This window comes from Microbacterium sp. AC026 (assembly GCF_979258475.1).
In genome coordinates this window covers 2,243,898-2,270,344 of sequence record NZ_OZ409857.1, presented here as the reverse complement: position 1 = coordinate 2,270,344, position 26,447 = coordinate 2,243,898, and the positions used below count along the sequence as shown (strand labels likewise).

The 26,447-nt window shown below is 65.8% G+C and carries 22 protein-coding genes and 1 pseudogene; 7 read left to right on the top strand and 16 right to left on the bottom strand.

What is annotated here, in order from left to right; translation table 11 throughout:
* The first annotated feature begins 71 nt into the window (after positions 1–71).
* Positions 72–1,832 carry an alkaline phosphatase family protein gene (locus ACZZ93_RS11265; RefSeq protein ID WP_463511121.1) on the top strand — a complete coding sequence of 587 codons (1,761 nt, stop codon included), beginning with the start codon at positions 72–74 and terminating at the stop codon, positions 1,830–1,832.
* Between the two features lie 36 nt (positions 1,833–1,868).
* Here the strand turns inward: ACZZ93_RS11265 and ACZZ93_RS11260 are convergent, their stop codons facing one another.
* From ACZZ93_RS11260 to ACZZ93_RS11245, 4 genes and pseudogenes are all read right to left on the bottom strand, one after another.
* The gene (locus ACZZ93_RS11260; RefSeq protein ID WP_463511120.1) at positions 1,869–2,261 is read right to left on the bottom strand and encodes a carboxypeptidase-like regulatory domain-containing protein; all 393 of its coding nucleotides are present in this window, start codon (positions 2,259–2,261) and stop codon (positions 1,869–1,871) included.
* Positions 2,231–3,817 carry an MSCRAMM family protein gene (locus ACZZ93_RS11255; protein ID WP_463511119.1) on the bottom strand — a complete coding sequence of 529 codons (1,587 nt, stop codon included), beginning with the start codon at positions 3,815–3,817 and terminating at the stop codon, positions 2,231–2,233. Before ACZZ93_RS11255 ends, ACZZ93_RS11260 begins: the two co-directional genes overlap by 31 nt.
* Positions 3,818–3,912: 95 nt before the next feature.
* Entirely contained in the window at positions 3,913–4,968 is a 1,056-nt protein-coding gene (locus tag ACZZ93_RS11250; protein WP_463511737.1) for an LLM class flavin-dependent oxidoreductase, read from the bottom strand.
* Between the two features lie 54 nt (positions 4,969–5,022).
* Positions 5,023–6,564, bottom strand: a pseudogene (locus ACZZ93_RS11245) (class I SAM-dependent methyltransferase); the annotation flags it as partial.
* 74 nt (positions 6,565–6,638) lie between these two features.
* On the opposite strand from ACZZ93_RS11245, the gene ACZZ93_RS11240 reads away from it, so the two are divergent.
* From ACZZ93_RS11240 to trxA, 4 genes are all read left to right on the top strand, one after another.
* The gene (locus ACZZ93_RS11240) at positions 6,639–8,822 is read left to right on the top strand and encodes a DUF6049 family protein (protein WP_463511118.1); all 2,184 of its coding nucleotides are present in this window, start codon (positions 6,639–6,641) and stop codon (positions 8,820–8,822) included.
* Positions 8,815–10,434: a murein biosynthesis integral membrane protein MurJ gene (gene murJ, locus ACZZ93_RS11235; protein ID WP_463511117.1), complete on the top strand. Its 1,620-nt coding sequence runs from the start codon at positions 8,815–8,817 to the stop codon at positions 10,432–10,434. The genes ACZZ93_RS11240 and murJ overlap by 8 nt, the downstream gene beginning before the upstream one ends.
* Positions 10,435–10,522: 88 nt before the next feature.
* A complete protein-coding gene (trxB, locus tag ACZZ93_RS11230; protein WP_053099317.1) occupies positions 10,523–11,497 on the top strand; it encodes a thioredoxin-disulfide reductase in 975 nt (324 codons plus the stop codon).
* A gap of 67 nt (positions 11,498–11,564) precedes the next feature.
* Positions 11,565–11,888, top strand: coding sequence for a thioredoxin (trxA, locus tag ACZZ93_RS11225; RefSeq protein WP_042541543.1), 324 nt, complete (start codon positions 11,565–11,567; stop codon positions 11,886–11,888).
* A 90-nt stretch (positions 11,889–11,978) separates the two neighbouring features.
* Here trxA and ACZZ93_RS11220 read toward each other — a convergent pair whose 3' ends face one another.
* The 12 genes from ACZZ93_RS11220 to rpmH form a co-directional block, all read right to left on the bottom strand.
* Positions 11,979–12,497 carry a GrpB family protein gene (locus tag ACZZ93_RS11220; RefSeq protein ID WP_320489778.1) on the bottom strand — a complete coding sequence of 173 codons (519 nt, stop codon included), beginning with the start codon at positions 12,495–12,497 and terminating at the stop codon, positions 11,979–11,981.
* 18 nt (positions 12,498–12,515) lie between these two features.
* Positions 12,516–12,851 carry a hypothetical protein gene (locus tag ACZZ93_RS11215; RefSeq protein ID WP_053098229.1) on the bottom strand — a complete coding sequence of 112 codons (336 nt, stop codon included), beginning with the start codon at positions 12,849–12,851 and terminating at the stop codon, positions 12,516–12,518.
* A gap of 9 nt (positions 12,852–12,860) precedes the next feature.
* On the bottom strand, positions 12,861–14,309 hold the full coding sequence (locus ACZZ93_RS11210; protein WP_053098230.1) for a sugar porter family MFS transporter: 1,449 nt from the start codon (positions 14,307–14,309) through the stop codon (positions 12,861–12,863).
* Between the two features lie 61 nt (positions 14,310–14,370).
* A complete protein-coding gene (locus ACZZ93_RS11205; RefSeq protein WP_083569415.1) occupies positions 14,371–15,339 on the bottom strand; it encodes a ParB/RepB/Spo0J family partition protein in 969 nt (322 codons plus the stop codon).
* On the bottom strand, positions 15,339–16,214 hold the full coding sequence (locus tag ACZZ93_RS11200) for a ParA family protein (protein WP_269464941.1): 876 nt from the start codon (positions 16,212–16,214) through the stop codon (positions 15,339–15,341). Before ACZZ93_RS11200 ends, ACZZ93_RS11205 begins: the two co-directional genes overlap by 1 nt.
* Before the next feature lie 587 nt (positions 16,215–16,801).
* Positions 16,802–17,245 carry an AAA family ATPase gene (locus ACZZ93_RS11195; protein WP_463498375.1) on the bottom strand — a complete coding sequence of 148 codons (444 nt, stop codon included), beginning with the start codon at positions 17,243–17,245 and terminating at the stop codon, positions 16,802–16,804.
* 2,752 nt (positions 17,246–19,997) lie between these two features.
* Positions 19,998–20,618: a 16S rRNA (guanine(527)-N(7))-methyltransferase RsmG gene (gene rsmG, locus ACZZ93_RS11190; protein WP_463511116.1), complete on the bottom strand. Its 621-nt coding sequence runs from the start codon at positions 20,616–20,618 to the stop codon at positions 19,998–20,000.
* Positions 20,619–20,655: 37 nt separating this feature from the next.
* Positions 20,656–21,150 (bottom strand): Jag family protein, encoded by a 495-nt coding sequence (locus ACZZ93_RS11185; protein ID WP_056275682.1) that lies wholly within the window; start codon positions 21,148–21,150, stop codon positions 20,656–20,658.
* Positions 21,147–22,217, bottom strand: coding sequence for a membrane protein insertase YidC (yidC, locus tag ACZZ93_RS11180; RefSeq protein WP_056275685.1), 1,071 nt, complete (start codon positions 22,215–22,217; stop codon positions 21,147–21,149). The genes ACZZ93_RS11185 and yidC overlap by 4 nt, the downstream gene beginning before the upstream one ends.
* 3 nt (positions 22,218–22,220) lie before the next feature.
* Complete coding sequence (gene yidD / locus ACZZ93_RS11175; protein ID WP_072592157.1) at positions 22,221–22,571, bottom strand: membrane protein insertion efficiency factor YidD; 351 nt, start codon at positions 22,569–22,571, stop codon at positions 22,221–22,223.
* On the bottom strand, positions 22,568–22,888 hold the full coding sequence (rnpA, locus tag ACZZ93_RS11170; RefSeq protein WP_230101163.1) for a ribonuclease P protein component: 321 nt from the start codon (positions 22,886–22,888) through the stop codon (positions 22,568–22,570). Before rnpA ends, yidD begins: the two co-directional genes overlap by 4 nt.
* Before the next feature lie 27 nt (positions 22,889–22,915).
* Positions 22,916–23,053: a 50S ribosomal protein L34 gene (rpmH, locus tag ACZZ93_RS11165; RefSeq protein WP_022889115.1), complete on the bottom strand. Its 138-nt coding sequence runs from the start codon at positions 23,051–23,053 to the stop codon at positions 22,916–22,918.
* Between the two features lie 318 nt (positions 23,054–23,371).
* On the opposite strand from rpmH, the gene dnaA reads away from it, so the two are divergent.
* Together dnaA and dnaN are read left to right on the top strand one after the other, a co-directional pair.
* The gene (gene dnaA / locus ACZZ93_RS11160; RefSeq protein ID WP_053098239.1) at positions 23,372–24,763 is read left to right on the top strand and encodes a chromosomal replication initiator protein DnaA; all 1,392 of its coding nucleotides are present in this window, start codon (positions 23,372–23,374) and stop codon (positions 24,761–24,763) included.
* Positions 24,764–25,256: 493 nt separating this feature from the next.
* Entirely contained in the window at positions 25,257–26,399 is a 1,143-nt protein-coding gene (dnaN, locus tag ACZZ93_RS11155) for a DNA polymerase III subunit beta (protein WP_053098240.1), read from the top strand.
* Positions 26,400–26,447: the final 48 nt, after the last annotated feature.

Here is a 26,447-nt window from a genome sequence, read left to right as displayed (position 1 = left end):
GCTACCGGCGTCGAATCGCCTCACAGTCCCCGCTCTCGTGCTCGGCATCGCCCGAGTCCTAGGATCGGCACGTGGCCGCAGAAGCGAACGAGTCCCCCTCAGCGCCTGACACGTCCCGGCGCGGGTTCCTCAAGATGGGCGGCGCCGCACTGGCCGGCGTCGTGGTCGGTGGCGCGGCTGGCGCTGCGATCGGCGCGAACGTCGCGAACCAGCGGAAGGGTTTCGCCACTGAACCTGATCCGTTCGCCGCACTGACTCCCCGCAGCGAACCCGGATTCGATCATCTCGTCGTGGTGATGGGTGAGAACCGCTCGTTCGACAACCTGCTCGGGTACCTCTACTCGAAGGAGTCGCTTCCGACAGGCGAGAAGTTCGAGGGTCTCGCGTTCGGGACGCACAGCAACACGGCATCCGACGGCACGGTCGTCGAGGCGCACATCTACACCGGCGACACCGACCGGATCATGAGCCTGCCCGATCCCGATCCGGGCGAGGAATACCCCCACGTCAACACGCAGATCTTCGGCACCGTCGACCCGAAGGACAACGCCGACCTGTTCGTCGACCAGATGACGGCCCCCTTCAACGCACCCACCCGCGGCGAGAAGGCGACGATGTCGGGGTTCCTCGAGGACTACATCATCAACTTCCGCCGTCTGCGCAAGGGCGTCGAGCCGGCCCCCGACGAGGCCGCGCACATCATGGGGTCCTTCTCGCCCGAGATGCTCCCTGTGCTCTCGACCCTCGCAGCGGAGTTCGCGGTGTTCGACCACTGGTACGCCGGGGTGCCGTCGCAGACGTTCTGCAACCGGTCGTTCTTCCACGCGTCGACGTCGCACGGCTTCGTCACGAACCAGGCCGGCGGCGGGTACCGCAAGTGGCTCGATGCGCCCGCGGCCCCGACGGTGTTCAACCGTCTGGAAGACGAGAAGGTCAGCTGGAAGATCTACATCGACAAGCTCCAGCTGGTGTCGTTCACCGGGATGCTGCACGCTGCCGTGCTGGAGAAGTACTGGCGCACCGAGCACTTCGGCACGATGGAGGACTTCTACGCCGATGCGAAGAACGGCACCCTTCCGGCGTATGCGTTCATCGAGCCGCGCATGGTCTACGACCACAACGACTTCCACCCGCCGTTCGGGTCGCCCCGTGAGAGCGAGGTCGACGGCGAAGCGGTCTACGACAGCGCCATCTCGGACGTCCGGGCCGGCGATCGGCTGATCCACGACATCTACGAGGCGGTGCGCACGAGTGCGTCGCCGCAGGGGTCGAACGCCGTCAACACCCTGCTGCTCATCACGTTCGACGAGCACGGCGGATGCTACGACCACGTGCCTCCGCCCGCGGCGACGAAGCCCACGAAAGACACCGGGGCGGGTGAGATGGGCTTCACGTTCGATCGACTCGGATGCCGAGTGCCCGCGATCGCCGTGTCGGCCTATACGAAGCGCGGCACGATCGTCCACGACGAGATGCACCACGGATCCGTCACGGCCACCCTCTCGCGGCTGCACGGATTGAAGCCGCTCAACGACCGCGACCAGTCGGCGAACGCACTGTTCACCGCTGTGAACCTCGACGCACCCCGGCATCCGGCCGACTGGCCCGTGACCACGCCCGCCTACACGCCGCCGAATCCCGAGCAGCGCGAGCCGAAGCCCGGTGAGGCCGACCAGATGAAGCCGCTCACCCCACCCGCCCGCGGCCTGCTCGGGCTGCTCCTCGCCAAGTACGGCAAGCCGGGTGAGCCGGAGCCCGAGACGTTCGCCGACGCCTATCGCCTGCTGCACGAGCACGGCGACGAGCTGTTCGGGCCCGCGAAGGGTTCCTGATCTCGGGGGTGGATGCCAGCATCCAGCCCCGGTGTCTCAGTCGCGGTTCGAGCGGCGACGAGAGATCAGGAAGAGCACAGCTCCGACCACGAGCACCGCGGCGCCTGCGGCGGCCCAGACGAAGGTCTCGGAGCCGAGCCCTGTCGCAGGCAGCTGGCCCGCCCCGGTGTCGGGCGGCGTCGTCGGCTGCGTCGGTGGCTGCGTGGTCGGGTCCGTCGGCGTGACGGCCGCGGCGGAGACCGTGAAGGTCGGGCCGACGAGCGCCTCTCCCGCAGCCGTCACGACGAAGGTGGCCGTCGCCGGACCGATGATCGTGCGTCCCTCCGGAGCGGTGATCGTCAGGTCATACGTGTCCGGCGGCAGGTCGACGATTGCGTAGGCGCCGCTGGCGTCGGTGGTCACCTCCTGCGAGATGTCATCCGATTCCACCGTGAGGACCACGCCGGCCAGAGGGTCGCCCTCGTCCGTGAGCACCGCGCCCGAGATCGATCCCGGGCGGGCGAGCTCGAAGTCGATGCCCGCGAGGTCGTCCGTGGTGAGCTCTTCGGTGCGAGTCGTCGGTCCGGTTGCGATGTACCCGTCGGGGGCGTGATCGTGATCTCGTACTCTCCCGCCGGCAGTCGCGGGAATGTGAAGATGCCCTCGTCGTCGGTGACCGTCGTGACCGTGTCGACGCCGTCTGAGGCGGCGATCGTGACATCGGCGATGCCCGTTCCGTCGACCCGCACCGTGCCGCTGAGGTCGGGGTTCTCGACCACGACCAGCTCCTCGAGGACGATCGGCTCCTCGCTGTCGTCCGGGACGATGATCTCAGCGGTCTCGGTCGTGGTGAATCCGGGCGGAGGAGTGATCTCGACGGTGTGCGGACCGGCCGGAACGCCCTCGATCAGGAATCCGCCGTCCGCGTCGGTCGCCACCGGCTCGACGCCGTCGATCGTGATGACGGCACCGGGAACCCCGGCGTCCTCCTCGTCGACGACGCGACCGGAGACCGCGACAGGCACGATGTCACGCACCTCGAAGTCGGCACTGCCGTCGTCGGTCGTGAGGTCGACGGCCTGCGCCGACGGCGACACGGCGATCTTGCCTTCCGGGACAGTGACCGTCACCGTGTATCCGTCGGTCGCGACGAAGCCGGGGAAGGAGTACGCACCGTCGGCATCCGTCGTGGTCGTGGCGACCACATCGCCGTTCGCATCCGCGAGCGCGAGAGCGGCCCCCGGCAGCGGGCCGTCGGCCTGATCGGTGACGGTCCCTGTGATGTCCCGTGCGATCGATGCGAACCACGTCTGGTAGATCGGGAATCCGGAGCGCTGCGTGAAGAAGAACGTGAGAGAGGTGATCGGCACCGACGGCTCGAACCAGGCCGCCGAGCCGCTCGTGTCAGACGCGGCCGCATTGCCCGTGAGGGTCTGGGTCGCGGCGTCCCAGGCGGGAACATCCGCGGCGTCTCCCGAGCACGAGGGCTTGCCCGCGATGCCGGGGGCGCAGTAGTTGAAGCCTCCGTTGAAGCCGAGATCCTCGGCGGTGAGTGTCTGACCGTCGACGCCGATCGCCTGGATGCGCACGGAGTCAGCATCGATGTCGCCCAGCACGAACGTCCAGCCGGATGTCGGCGTCGGCCGTGCGAATGAGTAGGTCGTCGTCGAGGGGCTCGTGGGGCTGTCGACCTTCGGCCGCAGGTTCAGATACTGCTGATCGATGCTGCTGCCGTACTTCTCGCCGACGGGGGTGCCCTGAGACAGCCAGGTCGATGCACCCGAGATGACTCCGACCTGCCCTGCGCGCGAATCGCTGGTCATCGTCGCGGTGAGGGCGGGTTGCGCTGCCACCTGCACGGTGGTGGTGTACGCGCCGCCCACACCGGTGAGCGGCTGCCAGGTCGACCATGTGGTGGTGGTGGCTGCGGCCGCCGGCATCGCGCCGACAAGCACTGCGACGAGGACGATGGCTCCGGCCAGGAATCCGCTCTTGGGCGCTCGCATGCGGCCAGGCTATCGATATATCGGCTCGCCGGTCGAGGAAAAGAAGGGCGGATGCAGTTCGCATCCGCCCCTTCATCCGCAGTTGCGGTCGATCGTCAGACCGGATCTCCCTGCACGGGACCCTCGGTGTTCGGCTTCCAGCCGAGCGCCGGGGCGACATGGGTCGCGAACGCCTCGAGCACGTGGAGGTTGTATGCCGGGCCCAGCTGGTTAGGGATCGTCAGCAACAGAGTGTCTGCCGACATGACGGCCTCGTCAGCCAAGAGCTGCTGGATCAGCACGTCGGGCTCGGCCGCATACGTCTTGCCGAACGTCGAGCGGAAGCCGTCGATGATGCCGATCTGGTCGGCATTCTCCTCGCTGCGCAGACCGAAGTACGCCCTGTCCATGTCCGAGACGAGCGGGAACACGCTGCGGCTCACCGAGACGCGAGGTGCTCCGGTGTGTCCTGCCTCCTTGTAGGCGGAACGGAACAGGTCGATCTGCTCGCGCTGCAGCTGATGGAACGGCACACCGGTCGCCTCGGTGAGCAGGGTCGAACTCATCATGTTGAGACCCTTGCGGCCGGTCTCCTCCGCGGTGGCGCGGGAACCCGAGCCCCACCAGATGTGGTCGCGCAGGGTGGGCGACTGGGGCTCGATCGCGAGGTATCGGCCGGCTCCCACCATGCGGGGGTCGCCGGGGGCGAGACCCTCGCCGTCGATCGCACGGAGGAAGAGGTCGAACTTCTCGCGAGCGATGACACTGCCGCGCTCGGGGTCCTCCTCGTCGGGGAAGCCGAAGGTCTCGTATCCGCGCAGAGCCGTCTCGGGTGACCCGCGGCTCACGCCGAGCGCGATGCGACCGTCGGCGATCAGGTCGAGTGCCGCCGCCTCCTCAGCGAACTGGAACGGGTTCTCGTACCTCATGTCGATCACGCCGGTGCCGACCTCGATGCGCTTCGTACGCGCAGCCATGGCTGACAGCAGCGGCATGGGCGACGCCGCCTGGCGAGCCCAGTGGTGCACGCGCACAGAGGCGCCGTTCACGCCGATCTCGTCGGCACCCTCCGCGATCTCGATGGTCTGCTTCAGCATGTCCTCCGCGGTGCGGGTCGCCGAACCGGGCACGTCTGCATAGTGCCCGAAGGAGAGGAATCCGAAAGCCTTCATGGTGTATTCGAACGCATATATGCGAGCGGGTATTCCTGCATCACTCCCCGGGATCAGCAGACCGTCGAGCACGAGCTGGCGGATGCGGGGCTCGAGGTCGGCCCACAGGTCGACGAGCGGCACCTCGAACAGGTCGGCCAGAGCTGCGACGATCTGCATCACCGTGAGCTCGCCGTCGCAGGCCCCGACGAGAGCGGCGAGCGCCGGGTCGACCGCGATGGTCCGTGCGAAGCCACCGCCCTGACGCAGTTCGATGATGCTCGGATCGTCGTTGCCCGGAAGCAGATGTCGTGCCTCGGTGACATCCGGAGCGACGATCAGCGTCGTAGGCAGTCCTTCTGCGAGCACGTCGTGCGCCGCGAGACCCGAACGCAGCGCCCCGCCCACGTTCGAGACGGGCTGTGCGACGCGCTCGAGACGACGCAGGGGCGCTCCGCCGCCTGCCGGCCGCCGCACCAGGATGTAGCCGAATCCGACGGCGGTGACGCCACGCGCGGCGAAGTCATCGAGCCATGCGGTGAGCAGCGGGGTGAACGCGGCATCGCGGGGCGTCGTGCCTCCGTCGCGGATCCACAGCTCTGCGTAGCCCAGCGGCGACAGCTCTTCGCGCTGGATGACCCACAGATCGAGGTCGCCAGGAACCCACGACGAGAGGCGATCGAGACCCGCGCGTCCACTCAGCGATGCCTGGCCACCGCGCGACTCCCAATTGCCGAGCAGCTGTGCCACGCCTCCCGGGGTCAGGAAAGACGGAACCGCACGGAGGAACTGCTCGACGAGCGCGTCACCGACGAGTCCCCCGTCGCGATACTCGTACTCGGGGACCCCTTCCGCACGCGGGGTGATTACGAAAGGCGGGTTCGACACGATCAGGTCGAACGCCTCTCCCCCGACGGGCTCGAACATGCTGCCCAATCGGAACTCGATGTTCGAGACGCCGTTCAGCTGGGCGTTCAACTCGGCATAGGCGAGCGCTCGCGCCGAGATGTCCGTGGCGACGACGGATCCTGCGTGACGAGCGACGAGCAGTGCCTGGATGCCGCATCCGGTGCCGAGATCGAGGGCACGGTCGACCTCGATCGGCATGATGACCTCGGCGAGCGTACGGGAGGCGCCGCCGACTCCGAGCACGTGATCCGCGGGCAGCGCGCCGTCGAGCGCCACCTCGTCGAGATCGCTGGCGATCCACCATTCGCCGATCCCGTCGGCGTCGACGAACGACTGGGGACGCAGCAGCGCAGTGGGGATCACCTCGTCGCCCTCGATCCTCGCGAGGCCGAGGGCCACGAGGCCGTCCGCTCCGAGTCTCGGGAGAGCCGTCGTCACCGCGGCGATCGGCTGCGGCATCCCGAGCACCAACAGCCTGCCGAGAGTCGCGAGCACACCGTCGTCACCGGCGATCGCGCGCAGGATCGGCTCGCGCATGCCTCTGGCCAGCGCGTCGTCCTCCTCCTCGCCCCACAGGCGACGGAGCGGCTCCGAGCGGAGATCCGCGGCGTCGAGATCTGCGGCGAGCGCGGTGCTGCGGAGCGGATCGGGCGTGGGGGCGAGGGTGTCGGACACGGCCGTCACTCTACGCGTCTTCAGGGTTCTCATTCAGCCAGCGGCCTAGAATCACAAGGTCACCACTCACGAGCAGCCTGGGATCCCGGCGTTCGAGGAAGACCTTCATGACCGCGACCATCTTCGAGAACGGCCTCCGCACGCGCCTGCAGCGCCTGGCGCGCGGGTCCGTCATCTCGGCGATCGTACTCGGCCTGGTCAGCACGGGCGCAGGCAGCGCGGTGGCAGCCGCCGATGACGAGTCAGAGGCGTCCTCCGTCGAGCTCCTGTTGTCGGCGGGGGTGCGCGGAACGGTCGCCCCTGGCACAGCGACGACGGCCTCGATCACCGTGCAGAACGACGCGAAGTCCGAACTCTCCGCCGGACGAGTCACTCTGGAGATCAACCGCACTCCGCTCGCGGACGAAGCCTCGGTCACGACGTGGCTGGATGACTCCGACGCCACAGGGGGTTTCGACCAGCTCGGAACCGACACCGTCGCACCGGTCGACGCCGAGACCTCCGCGACGACGAGCCTCTTCCTGCCTCCCGAAGTTCTCGGCGACCTCGCACCGGGTGTGTACCCGCTGCGCGCGACGCTCAGCGGAGCGCAGAACGAGGGTCAGGATGCCGCGCGAACGGTGACGTCGACATCCGTGCTCGTGGTGACCGCTGCCGCGAATCCGCCCGTCGCCGTGATGGTGCCGATCACGGCGACGCCCTCCGACGGCGCCCTTCTCACCGCGGACGAGCTCAGCGCTCTCACCGCGCCCGACGGCGCACTCACCGCGACGATCGAGGGTGTCCGAGGGACGTCCGCGACCCTGGCGATCGACCCGGCGATCCCCGCCGCCATCCGCGTGCTCGGCTCTTCGGCGCCGCAGAGCGCGCGCGAGTGGCTGCGACTTCTCGACGCTCTGCCCAACGAGCGGTTCTCTCTGCAGTTCGGCGATGCCGATGCCACCACACAGGCGCAGGCGGGTCTTCCGGGACTGCTGCAGCCCACGACGCTCGCGCCGTTCCTCACCCTCAGCAGCTTCACCGAGCCTCCGGACGAGACCCCCACCGCGACTCCCGCGCCGACTCCCGCCTCGCTGCCGACGGATGGCAGCGCACCCACTCCCGTGCCGACACCGAGTGATGAGCCGAGCCCTCAGCCCACCGACGGTCCGGTGCTGCCCGACGACGCACAGCTCATGGCCGTCGAGGGGTCGACCCCCGGCATTCTGTGGCCCCGCAGCGATGTCTCCGCCGCCGATCTCGACACGTTCTCGACGTACCTGAGCGGCGGCGCGGTCACAGTCCTCTCCTCTGCAGCGGTCGGCGGTGCGGTCGGCGCGCACGCCGCGATCGATTCGCACAGCGTGCTGGTCGCCGTGGATGCCGCATCGGATGCTCTGTCGCAGGCGGCGAGCGAAGACGACGACGCCGCCCGTCAGCAGTCGCTGGCCGAGGCGAGCGCTTATCTCGCCCTGTCAGCTCAGGAGAGTCCGACGACGCCGCTTCTGATCGGACTCGACCGCGACGAGACCCGCACCGCTGATGCGCTCAGAGAGGCCGTCTCATCGGTCGACTCCCTCGGGTTCGGTCTCTCCGAGGTCCTCGCGATCCCGGCGACACCCTCGACCCTTTCGACCGAGCCCGACCCGGCACGAGCCACGGCCCTGCAGGGGATGCTCGACAGCGAGGTCGTGCTCGGCGAGTTCTCCACGATCCTCGACGACAGCCAGCTTCTGCTGAGCCCCAAGCGCATCCAGATCATGCGGGCGACCGCGGTCGGCCTGACGGACAAGGGCTTCTCAGAGGCCGTCGCCGACGTGAACGAGCAGACGACCGAGACGCTGAACGCGGTCGACATCCCTCCGGCGAGCACCATCCAGCTGCTCTCCGCCAACGCCGACCTCCCGTTCTCGGTGCGCAACGACCTGCCATGGCCGGTGAACATCGAGCTCACGGTGAAGCCGAGCGACCCGCGCCTCGAGGTGCAGTCCGTCACGCCGTGGACGATCCAGCCCGGCACGACGACGAGGGTGAAGGTCCCCGTGTCGGCCCGAGTGGGCAGTGGCGAGGTCACCCTGACGCTGTCGCTCTCGAGCCCCACCGGTGTGCCGATCAGTCAGCCCGAGCGCGTGCGCGTCTCGGTGCGGGCCGAATGGGAGACCATCGGGCTCGCCGCATTCGGCGGTCTGATCGTGCTGCTGCTCGGTCTCGGCATCATCCGCACCGTCCGACGCCGGCGGCGTGAAGCCCTCGCCGGCGACGAAGAACAGGCGACCTCCTCACCGGATACCGTCGAGGAGCTGAATGAGTAGTCTCGGCCGCGCCAGCGCACTGATCGGGGCCGGAACGCTCATCTCGCGCGTCACCGGGCTCCTGCGAACCATCGTCCTCGTCGGCGTGATCGGCTCGGTCGGTGCGGGCGCCGCAGACGCCTTCGCGATCGCGAATCAGCTGCCGAACAACGTCTTCTCTCTCATCTCGGTGGGCGTGCTGACCGCGGTGATCATCCCGCAGATCGTCAAGGCGACAGCGGACGCCGACGGTGGCAACGCCTTCATCTCGAAGCTCTTCACGCTCGGCACCGTCGTGCTGGTCGTCATCACGGGTATCGCCACGATCGCCGCGCCCTGGCTCGTGTGGCTCTACGCCGGCAAGGAGGGTTCCGCGGAGTTCCTCGCGCTCGCGACGGCGTTCGCGTACTGGTGCATGCCGCAGATCCTCTTCTACGGGCTCTACGCGCTGCTGGGCGAGGCGCTCAACGCACGGCGGATCTTCGGGCCCTTCACCTGGGCGCCGGTCATCAACAACATCGTGTCGATCGCAGGCTTCCTCGTCGTGGGCGCGCTGTTCGGCGGCCCGCTCACCCGCGTCTCCGACTGGACTCCCGAGATGATCGCCGCCCTCGGTGGAACGGCCACGCTCGGCATCGTGATCCAGGCCGCGATCCTGCTGATCTTCTGGCGCCGCACGGGTCTCGCGCTCCGCCCCGACTTCCGTTGGCGCGGCGTCGGACTCGGCAACGTCGGACGGCTCGCCGGATGGACGTTCCTCATGGCGCTGACGAGCCTCGGCGCCGGACTCGTGCAGACCCAGATCCTCACCGAAGCCTCCGGACGAGGCGCGTCCGTCGCCACCTTCCAGTACGCCTGGCTGATCTTCATGCTCCCGTACTCGATCATCGTGCTGTCGATCGGCACGCCCTACTTCACGCAGATCAGCGAGCACGCGGCGGCCGGCAGACATGCCGAGGTCCGCGCAGACATCGCCCAGAGCATCCGCACCCTGCTCTTCTTCATCGCCGTCGCCGTCGCCGCGGTCGCCGCGGCAGCGATTCCGGCGTCGCGAGTCTTCACCAATCAGGCGTCGCACGCCGAAGGAGCGGCGCTGGTGCTGCTCGCCTTCCTCGTGTGCCTGGTTCCGCTGACGATCCTCTTCATCGTGCAACGCACCTTCTACGCCTACGGCGACACCCGCACGCCTTTCTGGTTCACGCTGTTCCAGTGCGGTCTCGTGGTCGTCACCGCTCTGGTCGCGCAGTGGCTGCTCGCCGCCGAGATCATCGAGGTGACCATGCTGGCCGCAGCCATCGCGCTGGGCCAGTCGATCGCGAGCACCCTGCAGATGATCGTGGCCAGCTGGCTGCTGCACCGCAAGATCGGCGGACTCCAGATCCGCACCTGGATGACCGCTGTCGTCCGCTACGCCGTCGCTGCCGTTCCTGCCGGGTTCGCCGGGTGGGGCGTCTTCCTCCTGCTCGGCGGCCCGACCGGGTGGACCACGTCCGACAAGATCCAGGGAGCCATCGGCACCTGCATCATCGGCCTCGCCGTCGTGGTCGTCTACATCGGCATCCTGGCTGTCCTGCGCGCTCCGGAGCTCAAGGTCGCGAGCGGCATGCTGCGGCGTTTCCTGCCGGGCCGCTGAGCCCCCTCGCGCGGGAATGTCGCGCGGTTACCATTGGTTGAAGCAGTCGAACGTCTTTCGGCGTCTCAGCATCTACGACGGAGAGCACATGCGTCAGGTCATCATCATCGGTTCCGGTCCCGCCGGATTCACCGCCGCCATCTACGCGGCGCGCGCGAACCTCAAGCCGCTGCTCATCGCCAGCACGGTCGAGGTCGGCGGAGAGCTGATGAACACCACCGAGGTCGAGAACTACCCCGGCTTCCCCGAGGGCATCCAGGGCCCCGAGCTCATGGCGAAGTTCCAGGAGCAGGCTGAGAAGTTCGGCACCGAGGTCGTCTATGACGACGTCACCGAGCTCGACCTCGCCGGCCCCGTCAAGAAGGTCACCCTCGGCAGCGGAACGGTGCACGAGACCCAGTCGCTGATCTACGCGACCGGCTCCGCCTATCGCAAGCTCGGCATCGAGGGCGAAGAGCGCCTGTCGGGCTACGGCGTCTCGTGGTGCGCCACCTGCGACGGCTTCTTCTTCCGCGAGAAGACGATCGCCGTCGTCGGCGGCGGCGACTCGGCGATGGAAGAGGCCACGTTCCTCACCCGCTTCGCCGAGAAGGTCTACGTCATCCACCGCAAGGACACCCTGCGCGCCTCGAAGATCATGCAGGAGCGGGCCTTCGCGAACGAGAAGATCGAGTTCGTGTGGAACAGCGAGGTCGCCGAGATCCTCGGTGGCGATTCCGTCACGGGCGTGCAGCTGCGCAACACGGTCGACGGCACGCTGAGCGACCTCGCGCTCGACGGCCTGTTCATCGCGATCGGCAACGACCCGCGCACGCACCTCGTGCACGACAAGCTCGAGCTGACCGCCGAGGGCACCATCTGGGTCGACGGCCGTTCGTCCGTCACCTCGGTCCCCGGTGTGTTCGCCGCCGGCGACGTGATCGACCCCACCTACCGTCAGGCCATCACGGCCGCTGGCTCGGGCACGGTCGCCGCTCTCGACGCCGAGCACTTCCTGGCGGACCTCGAAGACGCATCGGTCGAGTTCCCGGCCGCCGAAGCCGCTGAGATCATCACCGCCTGAGCGGACGGGAACACTTTCACCTCGCCCGCTGTTGTAGCAGGCGAACCTCGAATCAAGGAGAACTCTGATGAGTGCAAAGGCTACGAGCCAGGCGACCTGGGAGCAGGACGTTCTGCAGGCCGAAGGTCCCGTCCTCGTGGACTTCTGGGCCGAGTGGTGCGGACCGTGTCGTATGGTCGCCCCCGTTCTGGACCAGATCCAGGCGGACAACCCCGACAAGATCACCATCCTCAAGCTGAACGTGGACGAGAACCCGCAGCTGGCGATGAAGTACCAGATCACCTCGATCCCCGCGATGAAGGTGTTCCAGGGCGGTGAGGTCAAGACGACCATCATCGGCGCCAAGCCGAAGCCGGCCCTCGAGCAGGACCTCGCGGCTTTCATCGGCTGATCCTGCAGTCTTCAGGGCCGTCACCCCTCCGGGTGGCGGCCCTTTCTCGTACCCAGCCGCTTCCGTCCCCATTCCTGAGACGAGAGCCGACTACTTGTCGGAGATCCGCACCGGAGGAAGTCCTCGAGACGCGCGAGCGCGGTCGACGAGTTCCTGGATGATGGGCGACTTCGCGGTGTTGTAGGTCGTCCTCCCCCTCGCCTGAGCGGCGACGGCGTCGCACTTCGCATGCGCGTAGCGATCGGCATCCTCCGGATGCTCCAGAAGCCAGTCCCGCAGGATGCGCTGGTGCACCGCATCCCACTCCTCCTCGACGAAGAAGTGCGCGATCGCGATCCGTACGCCGTCAGATTCGCGGATCATGACCGGGTGCGTGCGCACAGCGCTGCCCAGGCGCCATCCTGCGGCTTCCAGAGCGGGCCTGCGCGCGTCGAAGTCGCTGCGATCGACGATGCGGACGGCCAGGTCGATGATCGGCTTCGCGCGCATGCCGGGGATCGCCGTAGATCCGATGTGCTCGATCAGCCAATCCGCGTCCGCGACCGTCTGAATCTCAGCGGCGAACGCCTCGAACTGCTTCGGCCACTCCGGGTCGTAGGAGACGAGCATCCGCGGCACGGTGGGAGCCTAGGAGGCGTCGGCCACGGACGGGTCCCAGCGTCGGTGCCGCTGCTTCTCGTCGAGAAGGCCCCAGACCGCCGGCGTGAGCTCGGGGTACTCCAGCGCGATCTGGCGCAGCACCCGGTAGTGCCGAGCCGCGTTCGGTCGCACACCGTCGTTCGCGGTGATGTTGTCGGCTCGCAGCAGGTAGACGACGAGCTCATCGACGCTCGGCAGCTCCTCCATGAACTCCCATGGGTCTTCCCCGCCGAGGAGTCTCTCCTGGATCAGCACGGCGAGTTCGTCCGACGCTTCTGCTCTCAGCACTTCGAGGCTGGCGCGGCGCGGAACTGACTCGGTCATGCTTCCAGCCTACGTCGCCCTGCGGGTGCCCCGGCGCTCCACCTTCAGCTCGTCCGTCATCTCCTCAAGCTCGCGACCCTTGGTCTCGGGCACCTTGAAGTACACGAAGAAGAACGACAGCAGCGCGAAGAACGCGTAGAAGCCGTAGGCGAATGTGAGGCCGATCTCGGCGAACACAGGGAAGGTGGTCGAGATGAAGAAGTTCGCTGCCCACTGGGCTGCTGCCGCGACCGCGAGTGCGCCGGCGCGGATCGAGTTCGGGAAGATCTCTCCCAGAAGGACCCAGACGAGCGGACCCCAGGTGGCACCGAAGAAGACCACGAAGCCGTTCGCGCAGATGAGGGCGACGGTCGCCCACGGGTCAGGCAGGGTCGCTGTGCCCTCGGCGTTCAGCTCACCGAACGAGAAGGCGAGCGCCATGAGGCCCAGCGTCACCGTCATACCCACAGAGCCGACGAGAAGCATGATGCGTCGGCCGACCTTGTCGACCAGCAGGATCGCGATGATGGTCACCACGATGTTGGTCACCGACGTGATGACGGAGGTCAGCAGGGCGCTCGACTCATCGAAGCCGACGGACTGCCACAGTGTCGTCGAGTAGTAGAAGATGACGTTGATGCCGACGAACTGCTGGAACACGGAGAGCAGGATGCCGACCCACACGATCGGCTTGAGCCCCAGACGACTGCCCCGCAGGTCGCTCAGCGACTCCTTGCGCTCGGTGTCGATGGTGCTGGTGATCTCCTGGATCTTCGCGTCGACGTCAACGGCCCCCGTGACCGTCTCGAGCACCTGGGACGCGCCTTTCAGATCGCCCTTGCGCACGAGATATCGCGGCGATTCGGGCAGACGGAACGACATGATCCCGTAGACGAGTGCGGGCACCGCCTCGATGATGAACATCCATCTCCAGGCGGTGAGTCCCCACAGAGGCTGGTCTGCGGCACCCGCGAGGCCCGCCAGCCACGCGTCGGAGAGCAGAGCGGCGAAGATTCCGGTGACGATGGCGAGCTGCTGCAGAGAGCCCAGTCGACCTCGCACCCGGGCAGGCGAGACCTCGGCGATGTATGCGGGAGCGATGACGGATGCCGCACCGACACCGAGACCGCCCACCACTCGCCAGATGATGAGGTCGACCACACTGAACGCGAGTCCCGAGCCGATGGCGGAGACGAAGAACATCGCCGCCGCGAAGACCATCACGGGGATTCGCCCGCGTTTGTTCGCAATCGGTCCTGCGAACCACGCACCGACGGCACACCCGATCAGGGCCGACGACACCGCGAAGCCCTTGAGCCCGACCCCGAGGTCGAAGCCCGAGACGTTCCCCGCGAGAGCATCGACAGCGCCGTTGATCACGGCGGTATCGAATCCGAAGAGGAAGCCACCGAGTGCTGCGGCGATACTCACCGCGATGACGCGGCGTTGGAACTTCACTGGACTCGCTGCTCCGGACATGACTCCCCCTCATCGACGAGATGTCGAGAGTCTACGACCGCTCAGGGGTCGAGCGGCGGAATCACGCCGGACCGTACCCCGATTCGCCCAGTTCACCGAGGATGCGGTTCAGATCCTGAATCGATGCGAAATCAATGATGACCTGGCCTTTTCGAGCGCCCAGCGACACCTTGACGCGAGTGTTGAGGCGATCCCCGAGGTTGCCGGCCACCTCGTCGAGGTACGCCCGTCGAGCGCCCGGAGTCGGCTTCGCCGTCCGGCCGGGTGCTGCGGGCTCCGTCTTCGCAGCGACCTCGGTCGCGCGCACCGACAGGTCCTCGTTCACGACCTTGTCGGCGAGACGCTGCATGGCCTCGGGTGACTCCAGGCTGAGGATCGCGCGAGCGTGTCCAGCCGTCAGCACCCCCGCCGCCACACGCTGCTGCACGGGAACGGGGAGCTTGAGCAGACGGATCGTATTGCTGATCTGAGGGCGCGACCGACCGATCCGCGTGGCGAGCTCTTCCTGGGTGATCCCGAAGTCCTCGAGCAGCTGCTGGTATGCCGAGGCCTCTTCGAGCGGATTCAGCTCGGAGCGGTGCAGGTTCTCGAGCAGAGCATCGCGCAGGAGATCTTCGTCGGCAGTCTCGCGGACGATCGCTGGGATCTTCTCGAGGCCCGCCTCCCGCGCGGCGCGGGTGCGCCGCTCCCCCATGATCAGCTCGTACTCGCCGTCGCTGTTCTTGCGAACGACCACCGGCTGCAGAACGCCGAACTCACGCACGCTGTGCACGAGCTCTGCGAGGTCTTCGGGGTTGAAGTGCGTGCGCGGCTGACGCGGGTTCGGCACGATCTTCTGCGGATCCACCTCGACGAGGTGGATGCCGGGAACGACCTCGAGGTCGGCTTCTGCTGCGGGCTGGTCACTGGTCTGCTCCGTCGCCGGACGCAGATTGGCTCCGGGGAAGAACACGTCCACGGGACGCTCGGACTGATCAGCCGTCGGGATGAGGGCTCCGATGCCCCGACCCAGTCCAGTGCGCTTCGCCATCATTTCTCCTTGCTCTGCGTCGCCGTGCGCGACGCGATCTCGACAGCGGCCTCGCGATACGCGACGGCGCCGGCGGATTGCCCATCGTAGGCGATCACGGTCTGACCGAAACTCGGTGCCTCCGACACCCGCACGGAACGCGGGATGACGGTGTCGAGCACCTGTTCGGGGAAGTGCGTGCGGACCTCGTCCGCCACCTGCTGCGCGAGTCGCGTGCGTCCGTCGAACATCGTCAGCAGAATCGTGGAGAGGTGCAGTCCGGGATTCAGGTGCTTCTGGATCATCTGGATGCTGCCGAGCAGTTGACTCAGACCCTCGAGCGCGTAGTACTCGCACTGGATGGGGATGAAGACCTCGTTCGCCGCGGTGAAGGCGTTGATCGTGAGCAGCCCGAGCGACGGAGGGCAGTCGATGATGACGAAGTCCATACGGTTGTCGACGAGATACTCCTCGAGCGCGCGTCGCAGTCGATGCTCCCGTGCGACCTGCGCGACGAGTTCGATCTCTGCGCCGGCGAGATGGATGGTGCTCGGTGCACAGAAGAGGTTCTCGTCCTCGGGACTCTGCTGCACGATGTCGGCGAGCGGGGTGTCTTCGATCAGGACGTCATAGACGCTCGGAGTCTCGGCGTTGTGCGGCACACCGAGCGCGGTCGAGGCGTTGCCCTGGGGGTCGAGATCGATCACAAGGACCCGTGCTCCGAGACCCGCGAGTGCAGAGGCGACATTGACGGCGCTCGTCGTCTTACCGACGCCGCCCTTCTGGTTGGAGACCGTCAGGATGCGGGTGTCGCCGGCGAAGTCGATGGACACGGTCTCGAGTGCTCTGCGTCGTGCGGAGAGATCGGCGAGTTCCCGCGCGAGGGGCGTATCCATCCCGAAAGAGTCCTTCGGTGATGCCTTTTCGGGCTGTTTCACGTGAAACATCCACTCCTTTCGGGGCCGTGTTCCACTCTAATCGCTGCGGCAGACGTTGCCTTCTCGAATCCCTCCTGAGTCGTGCAGGCCGGTGATACCTCGTCCGGGCGTGCCGTTGCGGAGAGAGTGGCACTTTCGCCTTCTGGCCTGGGTGTTCATTGTGCCGTTGGACGTCCTGACGCACCGGAGATCGGGCGACACGCATGGAGGGACGACGTCCACGCACTGCACCATCTGTCGCGCCTGTGACCAGTTCGTGTCGGTCATTTCGTCGGCGTGAGGAGAGGGGAGGTCTCTGTGCTCGGCCCACACGGATGTCCTGCCCTCTGTGAAAGAGGCTGTCCGCGAGCGGCTTACGGGACTCGACGAGTCTCCGTCGCTGAGGCCCCTCGTTTCGGGGAGACCAACCGGTCGCACAGAACTCGTCAGCGTCCCTCACACCACTATCGCGTGGAACCGGATCCTCCCCCGGTGCGCCGAGGTCCGTGGTGACGGTCGACAGCCGCATAGTTTCACGTGAAACATCTGACGCACCTCGGCCTCGGTCAAGATCGTAGAAGCTGCTCGATCCGGTCGACAACGGCGGTCAGCGGTTGAGTTGCGTCGATCTCGCAGGTGGATGTCGCCCGCAGTAGCGGCTCCACGGTCTCGAGGTTCGTGCGAATCTCGTCTTGCTGCACCCTCGTCGAGCCGTAGGGATTCGAAGATCGCCGACCAACACGATCGAGCATCACCGAAATAGGCGCTGACAGGAGCACCACATGGTCGAATCGGTCGTAGAAGGCACCCTGATTCGACACCGTGCCAGACACGATGACTTCAGTGCTCTCCCCGAGAAGCGCACCCATCAAGACCTCATCCCACAGTCCCGACTCGGTTGTCCACGGTCCATAGTCGGTATCGACGACGGAGTATCCCCGCTCCCCCAGTACGTGCAGCGCGCTGGACTTGCCGACGCCGGACATCCCAGTGATGAGCATGCGCACCATGCATTCACCATATCGATGTTTCACGTGGAACATTGCCGACGTGAGTCACAGGAGCGTTCTAGCCGGATCGGGTGCAGCCTGACGCGATTGCCTTCGCGCCCAGAGCTGCTCCGGCTAGCCGAGTGGTAGCGGGCCCCCACTATTGCTTCGGGTTATACGCCGCATCCAGCCGGCGCATCACCGTGAGCCGCGACGGGTTTCGCTCCGCTGCGGGAGCGCCTGTGCTCATTGCCTCAGGGTCATGTCACCAGTGAACCTCACCTCGGGGGCACCCACGCGCAGATCACGTACTCATCAGAGACGCATCGGGCACGCCACGCGCGGCTTCACACACCCAACCCGAGTCGGATGACGAAGGGTAGCGCCGTGGTCACGTGAGACCGACTATTCGAGGTCGAGCCCCACCCATCGCCTCACGAGTTCAGCGGTGTTTCACGTGAAACATCTGCTCAGACGGGCGCTAACGAAGTACGTTGTTCGCATGCTGCACAGCTATCAAAGATTGGGCCAAGGCGCGTCGACGGCCTCGGCTCTTCGCTGCAAACATCGCTCTAGGGTGAGCTGGCACACGTTGGGTCCGATGAGGAACTAGAGCCTGGCGTCGACCCACGAAGGAACCGCAGGCGCGAAACAACACTCGCGGTGTTTCACGTGAAACGTTCGTCCATAGAGTCCCGTCCGCTCTTCCCTTGCGTGATACTGACGGCAACCCAGCACGAGTCACGCGTGCCGCCTGGCCACAGCTGCCGAGCTCGTATGGTGCAAGGATCCCCGCTGAACTGGGATTTATCCGGGATCCCTGCGCGAGACCGCCGCACCCGACGTCGGGGTGGACCTCGCCGACATCGGCGGCAGGGGGGCCAGCGGCGACTGCGGCGTGCCATTGCGCTGCACTCTCCGGCCCGCTGCTGCTCGGGCTCGACACCGAGCCTCGCGCCAATTCAGGGGCTTCTGTCGTTCATACTGGGGACGGCCGCTCCCCGGCCAAAGAATCCCCGCACAATCAATACCCCCGATGCCTTGTCACATCAGTGCGCTAGCGACTGGACTGCGGGCGGGGCTTCGCACATCAAGTCACTGGGATCGTCAGACGATGACTAGTCTTTTGGGCCGTCAATCCGACTGTTTCCGGCAGGCAGTAACGATGCGCCACTAGCGTGCCTTCGATCGCCACGTCGCGGTTGACCCCCGAGACCCTCCCCCTGTTCCTGCCTTCGCGCGTTCGCAATCATCCAAAGACATCACCACCCGCCGCTCAATGTTTCACGTGAAACACTTGTGCCTGCCGCATAACGCGACGCGGTCAGTCCGAGGATAGGTGTCCATTCGTGCCGTCGAAGGGTGGTCGTTCACTCCCGCACGCCGCAAGAATCCCGGTGAGACTGATCAGGGTGTTGCCAGGTCACCCTGTCGCCCGAATGTTGTCAGCGGCAGCGGGTCAGAACAGCCGCCTGACCGGTTCCGCCGCGATACCCGATTGAAAGTTCCAGTTATGTTCCGCCGCCCACCATGCCTAGAGCAGACGGTCCCGCTCCTCGGCGCCATGATCTGGTTGTCAGCTCACAACGCTCCCCCGGCGGATGGTGTACCGGGATGCCATCCGTAGCCACGCGAGGGAAAACCGTGACCCGTTCCGTGGCAGCGACGAAACGACTGTTTCACGTGAAACATACGACTCCCGGGTGGACCGGGTCCCCTGTCCACAAGCTCTGAGTGCCGCACGTGGGTTCCACCACGCGCGGACCCCACTCAGTAGTCAGAACGCCCAACAGACGGCGCACGGCACACGGCACACGGCACACGGCCGAGTAGCGCAGGTCAGATCACGAGAACGCAGATCAGAACAGGAGAAATCACTGCAGACCGCACGGTGTAGTGCGGTCTAGGGCAGCTCAGTGAGGTGAAGTTCGCTGCTGTGAAGTGACGTGGGTCGAAAAGCAAAGATCCAGACCCGGCGCCAAGAAGAAGGGTAGCTCGCAGCACCGCTCCCCGCGCAGCGACGAGCATCGCAGCGCACAGCAGCCGTCCGCAGTGCCTCGAAGTGCGGCTGAGTGGCACAGATCAGACCAGCGAGCGCAACGCCCTCGTGACCCGGACCACCGCAAGTTGTCGGCGGAATCCCTTCACCCCACCTCGGCCCGCCCCGACTTACCCCCGCATGGCAGTCGTCCTAACCATGTTTCACGTGAAACATCGTCAGGACCCCCGGTCGTTCCCAGAGGGGCGAACACTCTCGCTTACGAGCACACGGGGACAGACCCATTCCGGATTCCGACACCGGACACGTCTGCTGTGAAGCCTGATCTGTCGTGCCACACGCCCACGTTCCGTTACCACCGACCGTGATCCCGGGACAGTCTTGACGGCGAGGGCAGAGTGCCGGCGGCTATCCGGCACTGCTGACCGTATCCAGCAGCGCTTGAGTGCCTCGTCACGTCGCAACGGAGCTCCCACACAGGTGCACGACCAGGGTCGGAAGAAAACCCTTCTCATCAGCCATAAACTCGAATCGTGGCACGATCGTCGAGGGACTCTACCGGCCTCGCGCGGTGACCAGGTCTGGCTCAACCGGACGAGCCCCGACAATAGACCTCATATGCTGCAGAGGCAGATCACAACAGTGCCAGGCCCATGACCACCGTGCGTGGCCAAGTCACCCACCACCTGCGCTCTAGCGCGCGGGTACATCTCGAACGCGGAATGTAGGTCCATCCCGACGAAGGTCAGCTTCCTAAGCCGCGGCATCGACCCGTCAGCGGACGACTGCCCTCACCACGCGCGTCGTCTCGGGCAGTACGTTCTCGCCGAGAGTCTCGACGCGGACGTCCGACAGGCGGAACTTCTTGATCTGCTTCTGCGCTGCTTCGATCTCGTTGGCGGCATTCATTCCCTTGAGAAGGGTGAGTTCGCCTCCATCGCGCACGAGCGGAGCGGTGAGCGGGATCAGCGTCTTCAGAGCACTCACCGCACGAGCTGTCACGACGTCGAAGCTCGCAGGAGTCACCTCCTCGGCACGCGCGCGCAGAACTTCGACATTCGTGAGCTTCAGCTCGGCGATCTGCTCGTTCAGCCAGATCACCCGGCGCTCCATCGGCTCGACGAGCGTCCAGTGCACATCGGGTCGCGCGATAGCGAGGACGATACCGGGCAGCCCCGCACCCGAACCGATGTCTGCGACCGAACCGTGGAACAACGGCGCGGCGATGACACTGTTCAAGATGTGCCGGGACCACAAACGCGGGAGCTCGAGAGGACCGATGAGTCCTCGCTCCTCGCCATGCTGGGCGAGAGCCGCCGTGAACTGCCGGGCCAGCTCGATCCGATCGCCGAACAGATCGACCGCCACCGACGGTTCGATCTCCAGGTCACTCACGACCGCATCCCGCTGGCCTGACGTCGCATGTGAGACGTCAACGACGACGCAGAACGGTGTGGCGGTCGGCACCCTCGCCGTAGGACTCGGAGACGAGACCCTGATCGGCCGCGATGTCGTGCACCAGCTTGCGCTCATAGCTGGACATAGCGGGCAGCGACGCCTGGGTCGCTCCATCGTCGAGCTTGGCTGCGGCTGCGTTCACGAGCGTCTCGAGCTGACGGCGGCGCGCATCGCGGGATCCGCCCACATCGAGGATCAATCGCGAGAACGAACCCGTCTTGCTCTGGACCGCAAGACGCGTGAGCTCCTGAAGCGCCTGCACCGTGTCGGGTGCAGACAGGAGCGCCAGTCCGTCTCCCTCAGCCTCGACCGAGACATATGCGCGGCCCTGCCGCACGTCGAGGTTGAGGTCCCCATCGATGTCGGCGATGTCGAGCAGCTCTTCGAGGTAGTCAGCGGCGACGTCGCCCTCGTTCTCGAGCTCTGCGACCGTGGGCTCCACGGTCTCGGTCACGTTGTCGGTCGTCACGAACCGCTCCCCTTCTTCTTCGAACGCTTCTTGCCCACCGGCTGCTGACGCTTGGGGGCCTGCGCCTTCGCGCGCTCCGCCTCTTCGAGCAGACGCTGCTGCTCTGCTTCGTATGCCGCCATCGGGACGACCTTGCCCGAGGCGTCGATCGCCTTGCCCTTGCGAGCAAGACGCTCTTCACGAGCCTTCGCCGCTTCAGATCCGGGAGTCGGCATCTCACGGATGACGAGGAACTGCTGTCCCATGGTCCAGAGGTTCGAGATGAACCAGTAGACGACCACGCCGAGCGGGAAGAAGATGCCCGAGAAGATGAAGCCGAGAGGCAGCACGTAGAGCATGATCTTCTGCATCTGGTACGCCTGGCCGGTCTTGGCTTCGGGCGACAGGTTCTTCGAGATGATCTGCAGCTGCGTGAAGAACTGCGACGCGATCATGAGCACGACGAGCGTGACCAGGATGATGATCGCTGTGGTGTTCCCCGCGTCGACCGCGTTCCCCAGCGTCTCGTGCAGCGATGCGACACCGAAGAGCTCGGCGTTGTAGAACTGCTCGGTGAGCTCGGCGTTCAGCAGACCGACGCCGCCGACACCCAGGTTGTGGTGCTTGGAGACGTCGCTCAGAACGCTGAACAGCGAGAAGAAGATGGGCATCTGCACCAGAAGCGGAAGACAGCTCGACATCGGCGTCGTGCCGTGCTTCTTGTAGAGCGCCATGGTCTCGCGGCTCATGGCCTCGCGAGAGAGCTGATCCTTCTTACCCCGGTACTTCTCCTGAACTTTTCGCAGCTCAGGAGCAATTTCCATCATCTTTCGCTGGCTCTTGATCTGCTTCACGAAGAGCGGGATCAGGGCAGCACGGACCACGATCACGAGACCGACGATCGACAGCACCCAGGTCAGACCCGATGCGGCAGGAAGACCGACGGCCGTGAACAGCCAGTGCCAGGCGACGAGCACGAGCTCGACGACCCACTTGAGGGGCCAGAGGATGGTTCCGATCAGATCGAAGCCGCCGGAGGCAGGCTCCGGCGAGGGTGTTGCGCTGGCGAGCAGAAGGTCAAGACCCACCGATCAATCCTTTCGGGCAGGGACGACGAAACCGTGAGCGGTCAGGTCATAACGGAAGTGTTCGTGCGGACGGACGTCATCGACGCCGCCGTGGCTCCAGGGATTGCAACGAACGATGCGCCACGCCGAGAGCGCCGCTCCCCGCACTGCGCCGTGCTGTTGCACCGCACCTACAGCGTAAGCGGAACAAGATGGGTAATAGGCGCAGACATCTCCATACATCGGGGAGATCACCTTGCGGTACCCGGCGAGGAGCCCCAGGACGAGATTCCGGGGGATCAGCGGGATGCTGCGGATCGCGTCACCGGCATGAAGCTGAGCGGAGCCGATCGAGGATGCCGGAAGAGCGGTCATGGCCGCTGCCCGAGACGATCCAGACACCGGTTCACGTCCGCACTCAGCTCGGCGTAGGTCGCGGTCGCGGATGCAGGAAGGGCACGGATGACGACATCCGTGCCCTCGGGGACCCGCGTCAGCGCGTCCGCACACACGGCTTTGAGTCGCCGGCGCACGGTGTTGCGCACCACAGCGGTGCCCACCTGCTTGCTGATGATGAATCCGAACCTCGCGGCTCTGCTCTCGCCCGTCGTCAGCATCGAGGTGACGACCTTGGCTCCGCCACAACGGGATCCGCGTCGAACGACCAGTCGATAGTCGCTCCCGCGGGTCACACGATACGGGCGGGCGAGCACAGCGATCTACGCGGAGAGCTCGGTGCGGCCCTTCGCGCGACGAGCCGAAAGGATCGCGCGGCCGGCGCGGGTACGCATACGAAGACGGAAGCCGTGCTTCTTGGCGCGACGACGGTTGTTGGGCTGGAAGGTGCGCTTGCTCATGGAATCACTCCGGGAATGCTGCCACCGGGATCATTTTGACCGGAGACATAGGGATCTGCCGTTCAGGCATAAGTCAACCGATTAAGGGTACGTCTTGACGGCGCGCAGAGCAAATCTGCGCGCTTCGACCACCAGCTCAGGCACGATCCGCACAGCTATTATCCACAACCCTGCGGCGTGCACGTATGAGCAACACGCGCGCGGATTCCCGTAGGCAGGTTGCCGTTCCCAGCCGTGGTGACTACCGTGGCATCCGAAGTTATCCACAGGCGGGCCGCGTCATCCAGACGGCCCGTCGTCCCCTCAGCACGGAGCGTCATGTCATCACCTGCCCAGCCCGACGTTCCGATCTGGACCACGGTGCAGGAGCTCCTCGAGGCGGACGACCGAGTCACTCCTCAGCTCCAGGGATTCCTCAGTCTCGCGGTTCCGGCCGGCGTGATGGCGGCCACCCTCTATCTCGAGGTCCCGAACGATCTCACCGCCGCGCAGATCAACAAGAGGCTGCGGCTTCCGATCATGGAGGCCCTCTCCCACATCGGCGATGAGGTGACGTCGTACCGCGTGGTCGTGAATCATGAGCTCGCCGAGCAGCCGACGGCGCCCATCGCGGTCGCCGACTACGGCCGCCAGGAGCAGATCCGCGTCGAATCCCCGATGGAGCAGCCGACGCAGCTGCGCCACGAGTCCCGCCTGAACCCGAAGTACACCTTCGACAACTTCGTCATCGGGCAGTCCAACCGGTTCGCCCATGCCGCAGCCGTCGCCGTCGCCGAAGCGCCGGCCAAGGCGTACAACCCGCTCTTCATCTACGGCGACTCGGGCCTCGGCAAGACGCACCTGCTGCACGCGATCGGCGACTACGCCCAATCCCTCTATGCAGGGGTCAAGGTCCGGTACGTCTCCAGCGAGGAGTTCACGAACGACTTCATCAACTCGATCGCGAACAACCGAGGTGCAGCCTTCCAGGCCCGCTACCGCGATGTGGACATCCTCCTGATCGACGACATCCAGTTCCTACAGGGTCGCGCGGAGACCCAGGAGGCGTTCTTCCACACTTTCAACACGCTGCACGACCACAACAAACAGGTCGTCATCACCAGCGACGTCGCGCCGAAGCATCTCACCGGCTTCGAGGATCGCATGCGCAGTCGGTTCGAATGGGGCCTGATCACCGACGTGCAGGCGCCCGACCTCGAGACGCGCATCGCGATCCTCCGCAAGAAGGCGCAGAGCGAGGCGCTTCATATTCCCGACGAGGTACTCGAGTACATCGCCACCGTGGTGTCGTCGAACATCCGCGAACTCGAGGGTGCGCTGATCCGCGTCTCCGCATTCGCCAGCCTGAACCGTTCGGCCCTCGACATCTCGCTCGCCCAGACGGTGCTCCGCGACATCATCGACACGGCAGAGGACAACATCATCTCGCCGACCGACATCATCACTGCGACCGCGCAGTACTTCAAGCTGACGGTCGACGACCTGTACGGCTCCAGCAGGTCTCAGCAGATCGCCACATCGCGCCAGATCGCGATGTACCTGTGCCGCGAGCGGACGAGTCTGTCCCTGCCGAAGATCGGCCAGCTGTTCGGCAACCGCGATCACACCACCGTCATGTACGCCTACAAGAAGATCAGCGAGCTCATGAAGGAGCGCCGTTCGATCTACAACCAGGTGACCGAGATCACCACGCAGCTCGGTCGACGCTGAGTCCACGCCGCCTCGAAAAAGGGGTCGTAGCTTCCGATAGGAGGCTGCGACCCCCTTTGCGTGCGTGTGAGCGGCATACGACGGAGCAGATCGATGCCAGTTTGCACATGTGGATAACTTGTGGATGACTCGCCTGCAGGTCGGGACGAATGTGTGTGAAACCGCCGAACCTGTGGATAACTGTGGGAGACGGTTCGACCCGACGGATGCCGTCCACCCGCGGATTCCTCAGGGATTCCACAACTGACAACCGTGTAGTTCCCTACTCGCGTCTGCTTTCCACCGAGTTATCCACAGTATCCACAGGTGTTAACACCGTTAAGGAGTTAATTCAATTCAGGGGCGATCCGATCACCAGAGGGTGGGGAAAGTCCGACAGGCCCGAGCTTTGATCCGGTCGTAGGGATACTCCCGAGTTGGGGGCTAGCATGGGAAGCCCTGCACTGGCAGGACCGATGACGACACGTCTCAGAACGACGACAAGGGAGCACCCGTGAGGTTTCAGGTCAACCGCGATGTCTTCAGCGAGGCCGTGTCGTTCGTGGTCAAGCTGCTTCCGCAGCGCAACCCGCAGCCGATCCTCGCCGGCGTCCTGATCGAGGCAGACGGCTCCGGTCTCACGCTCTCGGCGTTCGACTACGAGGCATCCGCGCGCACGACAATCGAAGCCACCGTCGACACACCGGGCACGATCCTGGTGCACGGTCGACTGCTCTCCGACATCGCCAGCCGCCTTCCCAACGCGCCGATCGAGATCGCCGTCGAGGACGACGGCAGCATCACGGTCACCTGCGGCTCGGCGCGGTTCACCCTCGCAGCCATGCCGGTCGAGGAATATCCGTCGATCCCCGAGGTGTCCGGTTCCTCCGGCGTCGTGCCCGCCGACGATTTCGGCACCGCGATCAGCCAGGTGGGTTTCGCCGCCTCGCGCGACGACGTCACCCCGGTCCTGACCGGAGTGCAGCTCGAGGTCTCCGGTCAGACGCTCAGCCTCGTGGCCACCGACCGCTACCGCGTCTCGCTCCGCGACGTGCCGTGGGACGGCGAAGCGGTCGAAGCCAGCGCACTGGTGCCCGCACGCACTCTTCTCGAGGTCGGAAAGACCTTCGGTCACGCCGGCACCATCCAGATCGCGTTCTCGGGAGCGGGCGACCGCGAGATCATCGCGTTCACGGCCGGCAACAAGACGGTCACCTCGCTGCTGATCAAGGGAAACTTCCCTCCGGTCCGCCGTCTCTTCCCGGAGCAGACCGAGCACTACGCGGTCGTGAACACCGCAGACCTCGTCGAGGCCGTGCGCCGTGTGTCCCTCGTGCTCGACCGAGCAGCTCCGCTGCGCTTCACGTTCACGTCCGACAGCGTGACGATGGATGCGTCGGGCAGTGAGCATGCGCGTGCATCCGAGTCCGTCGACGCGATCCTCTCGGGTGGCGACGACGTCACGCTCGGCCTCAACCCGCAGTACCTCATCGAGGCGCTCGGCGCGGTCAAGAGCGAGTTCGTCCGCGTCACCTTCACGTCGAGCGACAACGCGAACAAGCTCAGCCCCGTGCTGATCACGAGCCAGACCTCGGTCGACCAGGCCGGTCTGGATTCGTTCAAGTACCTGCTGCAGCCGAACCTGCTGCTTCGCTGATCCTGCGACGGGCGCGCTCCGCGCGGCGACGGCAGTGTCAGAGCCCGA

Excerpts from the sequence above, each read along its gene's own strand:
- ACZZ93_RS11255 (WP_463511119.1), bottom strand. The coding sequence starts at position 3,817 with ATGCGAGCGCCCAAGAGCGGATTCCTGGCCGGAGCCATCGTCCTCGTC.
- ACZZ93_RS11250 (WP_463511737.1), bottom strand. The coding sequence starts at position 4,968 with ATGAAGGCTTTCGGATTCCTCTCCTTCGGGCACTATGCAGACGTGCCC.
- ACZZ93_RS11240 (WP_463511118.1), top strand. The coding sequence starts at position 6,639 with ATGACCGCGACCATCTTCGAGAACGGCCTCCGCACGCGCCTGCAGCGC.
- murJ (WP_463511117.1), top strand. The coding sequence starts at position 8,815 with ATGAGTAGTCTCGGCCGCGCCAGCGCACTGATCGGGGCCGGAACGCTC.
- trxB (WP_053099317.1), top strand. The coding sequence starts at position 10,523 with ATGCGTCAGGTCATCATCATCGGTTCCGGTCCCGCCGGATTCACCGCC.
- trxA (WP_042541543.1), top strand. The coding sequence starts at position 11,565 with ATGAGTGCAAAGGCTACGAGCCAGGCGACCTGGGAGCAGGACGTTCTG.
- ACZZ93_RS11220 (WP_320489778.1), bottom strand. The coding sequence starts at position 12,497 with ATGCTCGTCTCCTACGACCCGGAGTGGCCGAAGCAGTTCGAGGCGTTC.
- ACZZ93_RS11215 (WP_053098229.1), bottom strand. The coding sequence starts at position 12,851 with ATGACCGAGTCAGTTCCGCGCCGCGCCAGCCTCGAAGTGCTGAGAGCA.
- ACZZ93_RS11210 (WP_053098230.1), bottom strand. The coding sequence starts at position 14,309 with ATGTCCGGAGCAGCGAGTCCAGTGAAGTTCCAACGCCGCGTCATCGCG.
- ACZZ93_RS11205 (WP_083569415.1), bottom strand. The coding sequence starts at position 15,339 with ATGGCGAAGCGCACTGGACTGGGTCGGGGCATCGGAGCCCTCATCCCG.
- ACZZ93_RS11200 (WP_269464941.1), bottom strand. The coding sequence starts at position 16,214 with ATGGATACGCCCCTCGCGCGGGAACTCGCCGATCTCTCCGCACGACGC.
- ACZZ93_RS11195 (WP_463498375.1), bottom strand. The coding sequence starts at position 17,245 with ATGGTGCGCATGCTCATCACTGGGATGTCCGGCGTCGGCAAGTCCAGC.
- yidD (WP_072592157.1), bottom strand. The coding sequence starts at position 22,571 with ATGACCGCTCTTCCGGCATCCTCGATCGGCTCCGCTCAGCTTCATGCC.
- rpmH (WP_022889115.1), bottom strand. The coding sequence starts at position 23,053 with ATGAGCAAGCGCACCTTCCAGCCCAACAACCGTCGTCGCGCCAAGAAG.
- dnaA (WP_053098239.1), top strand. The coding sequence starts at position 23,372 with ATGTCATCACCTGCCCAGCCCGACGTTCCGATCTGGACCACGGTGCAG.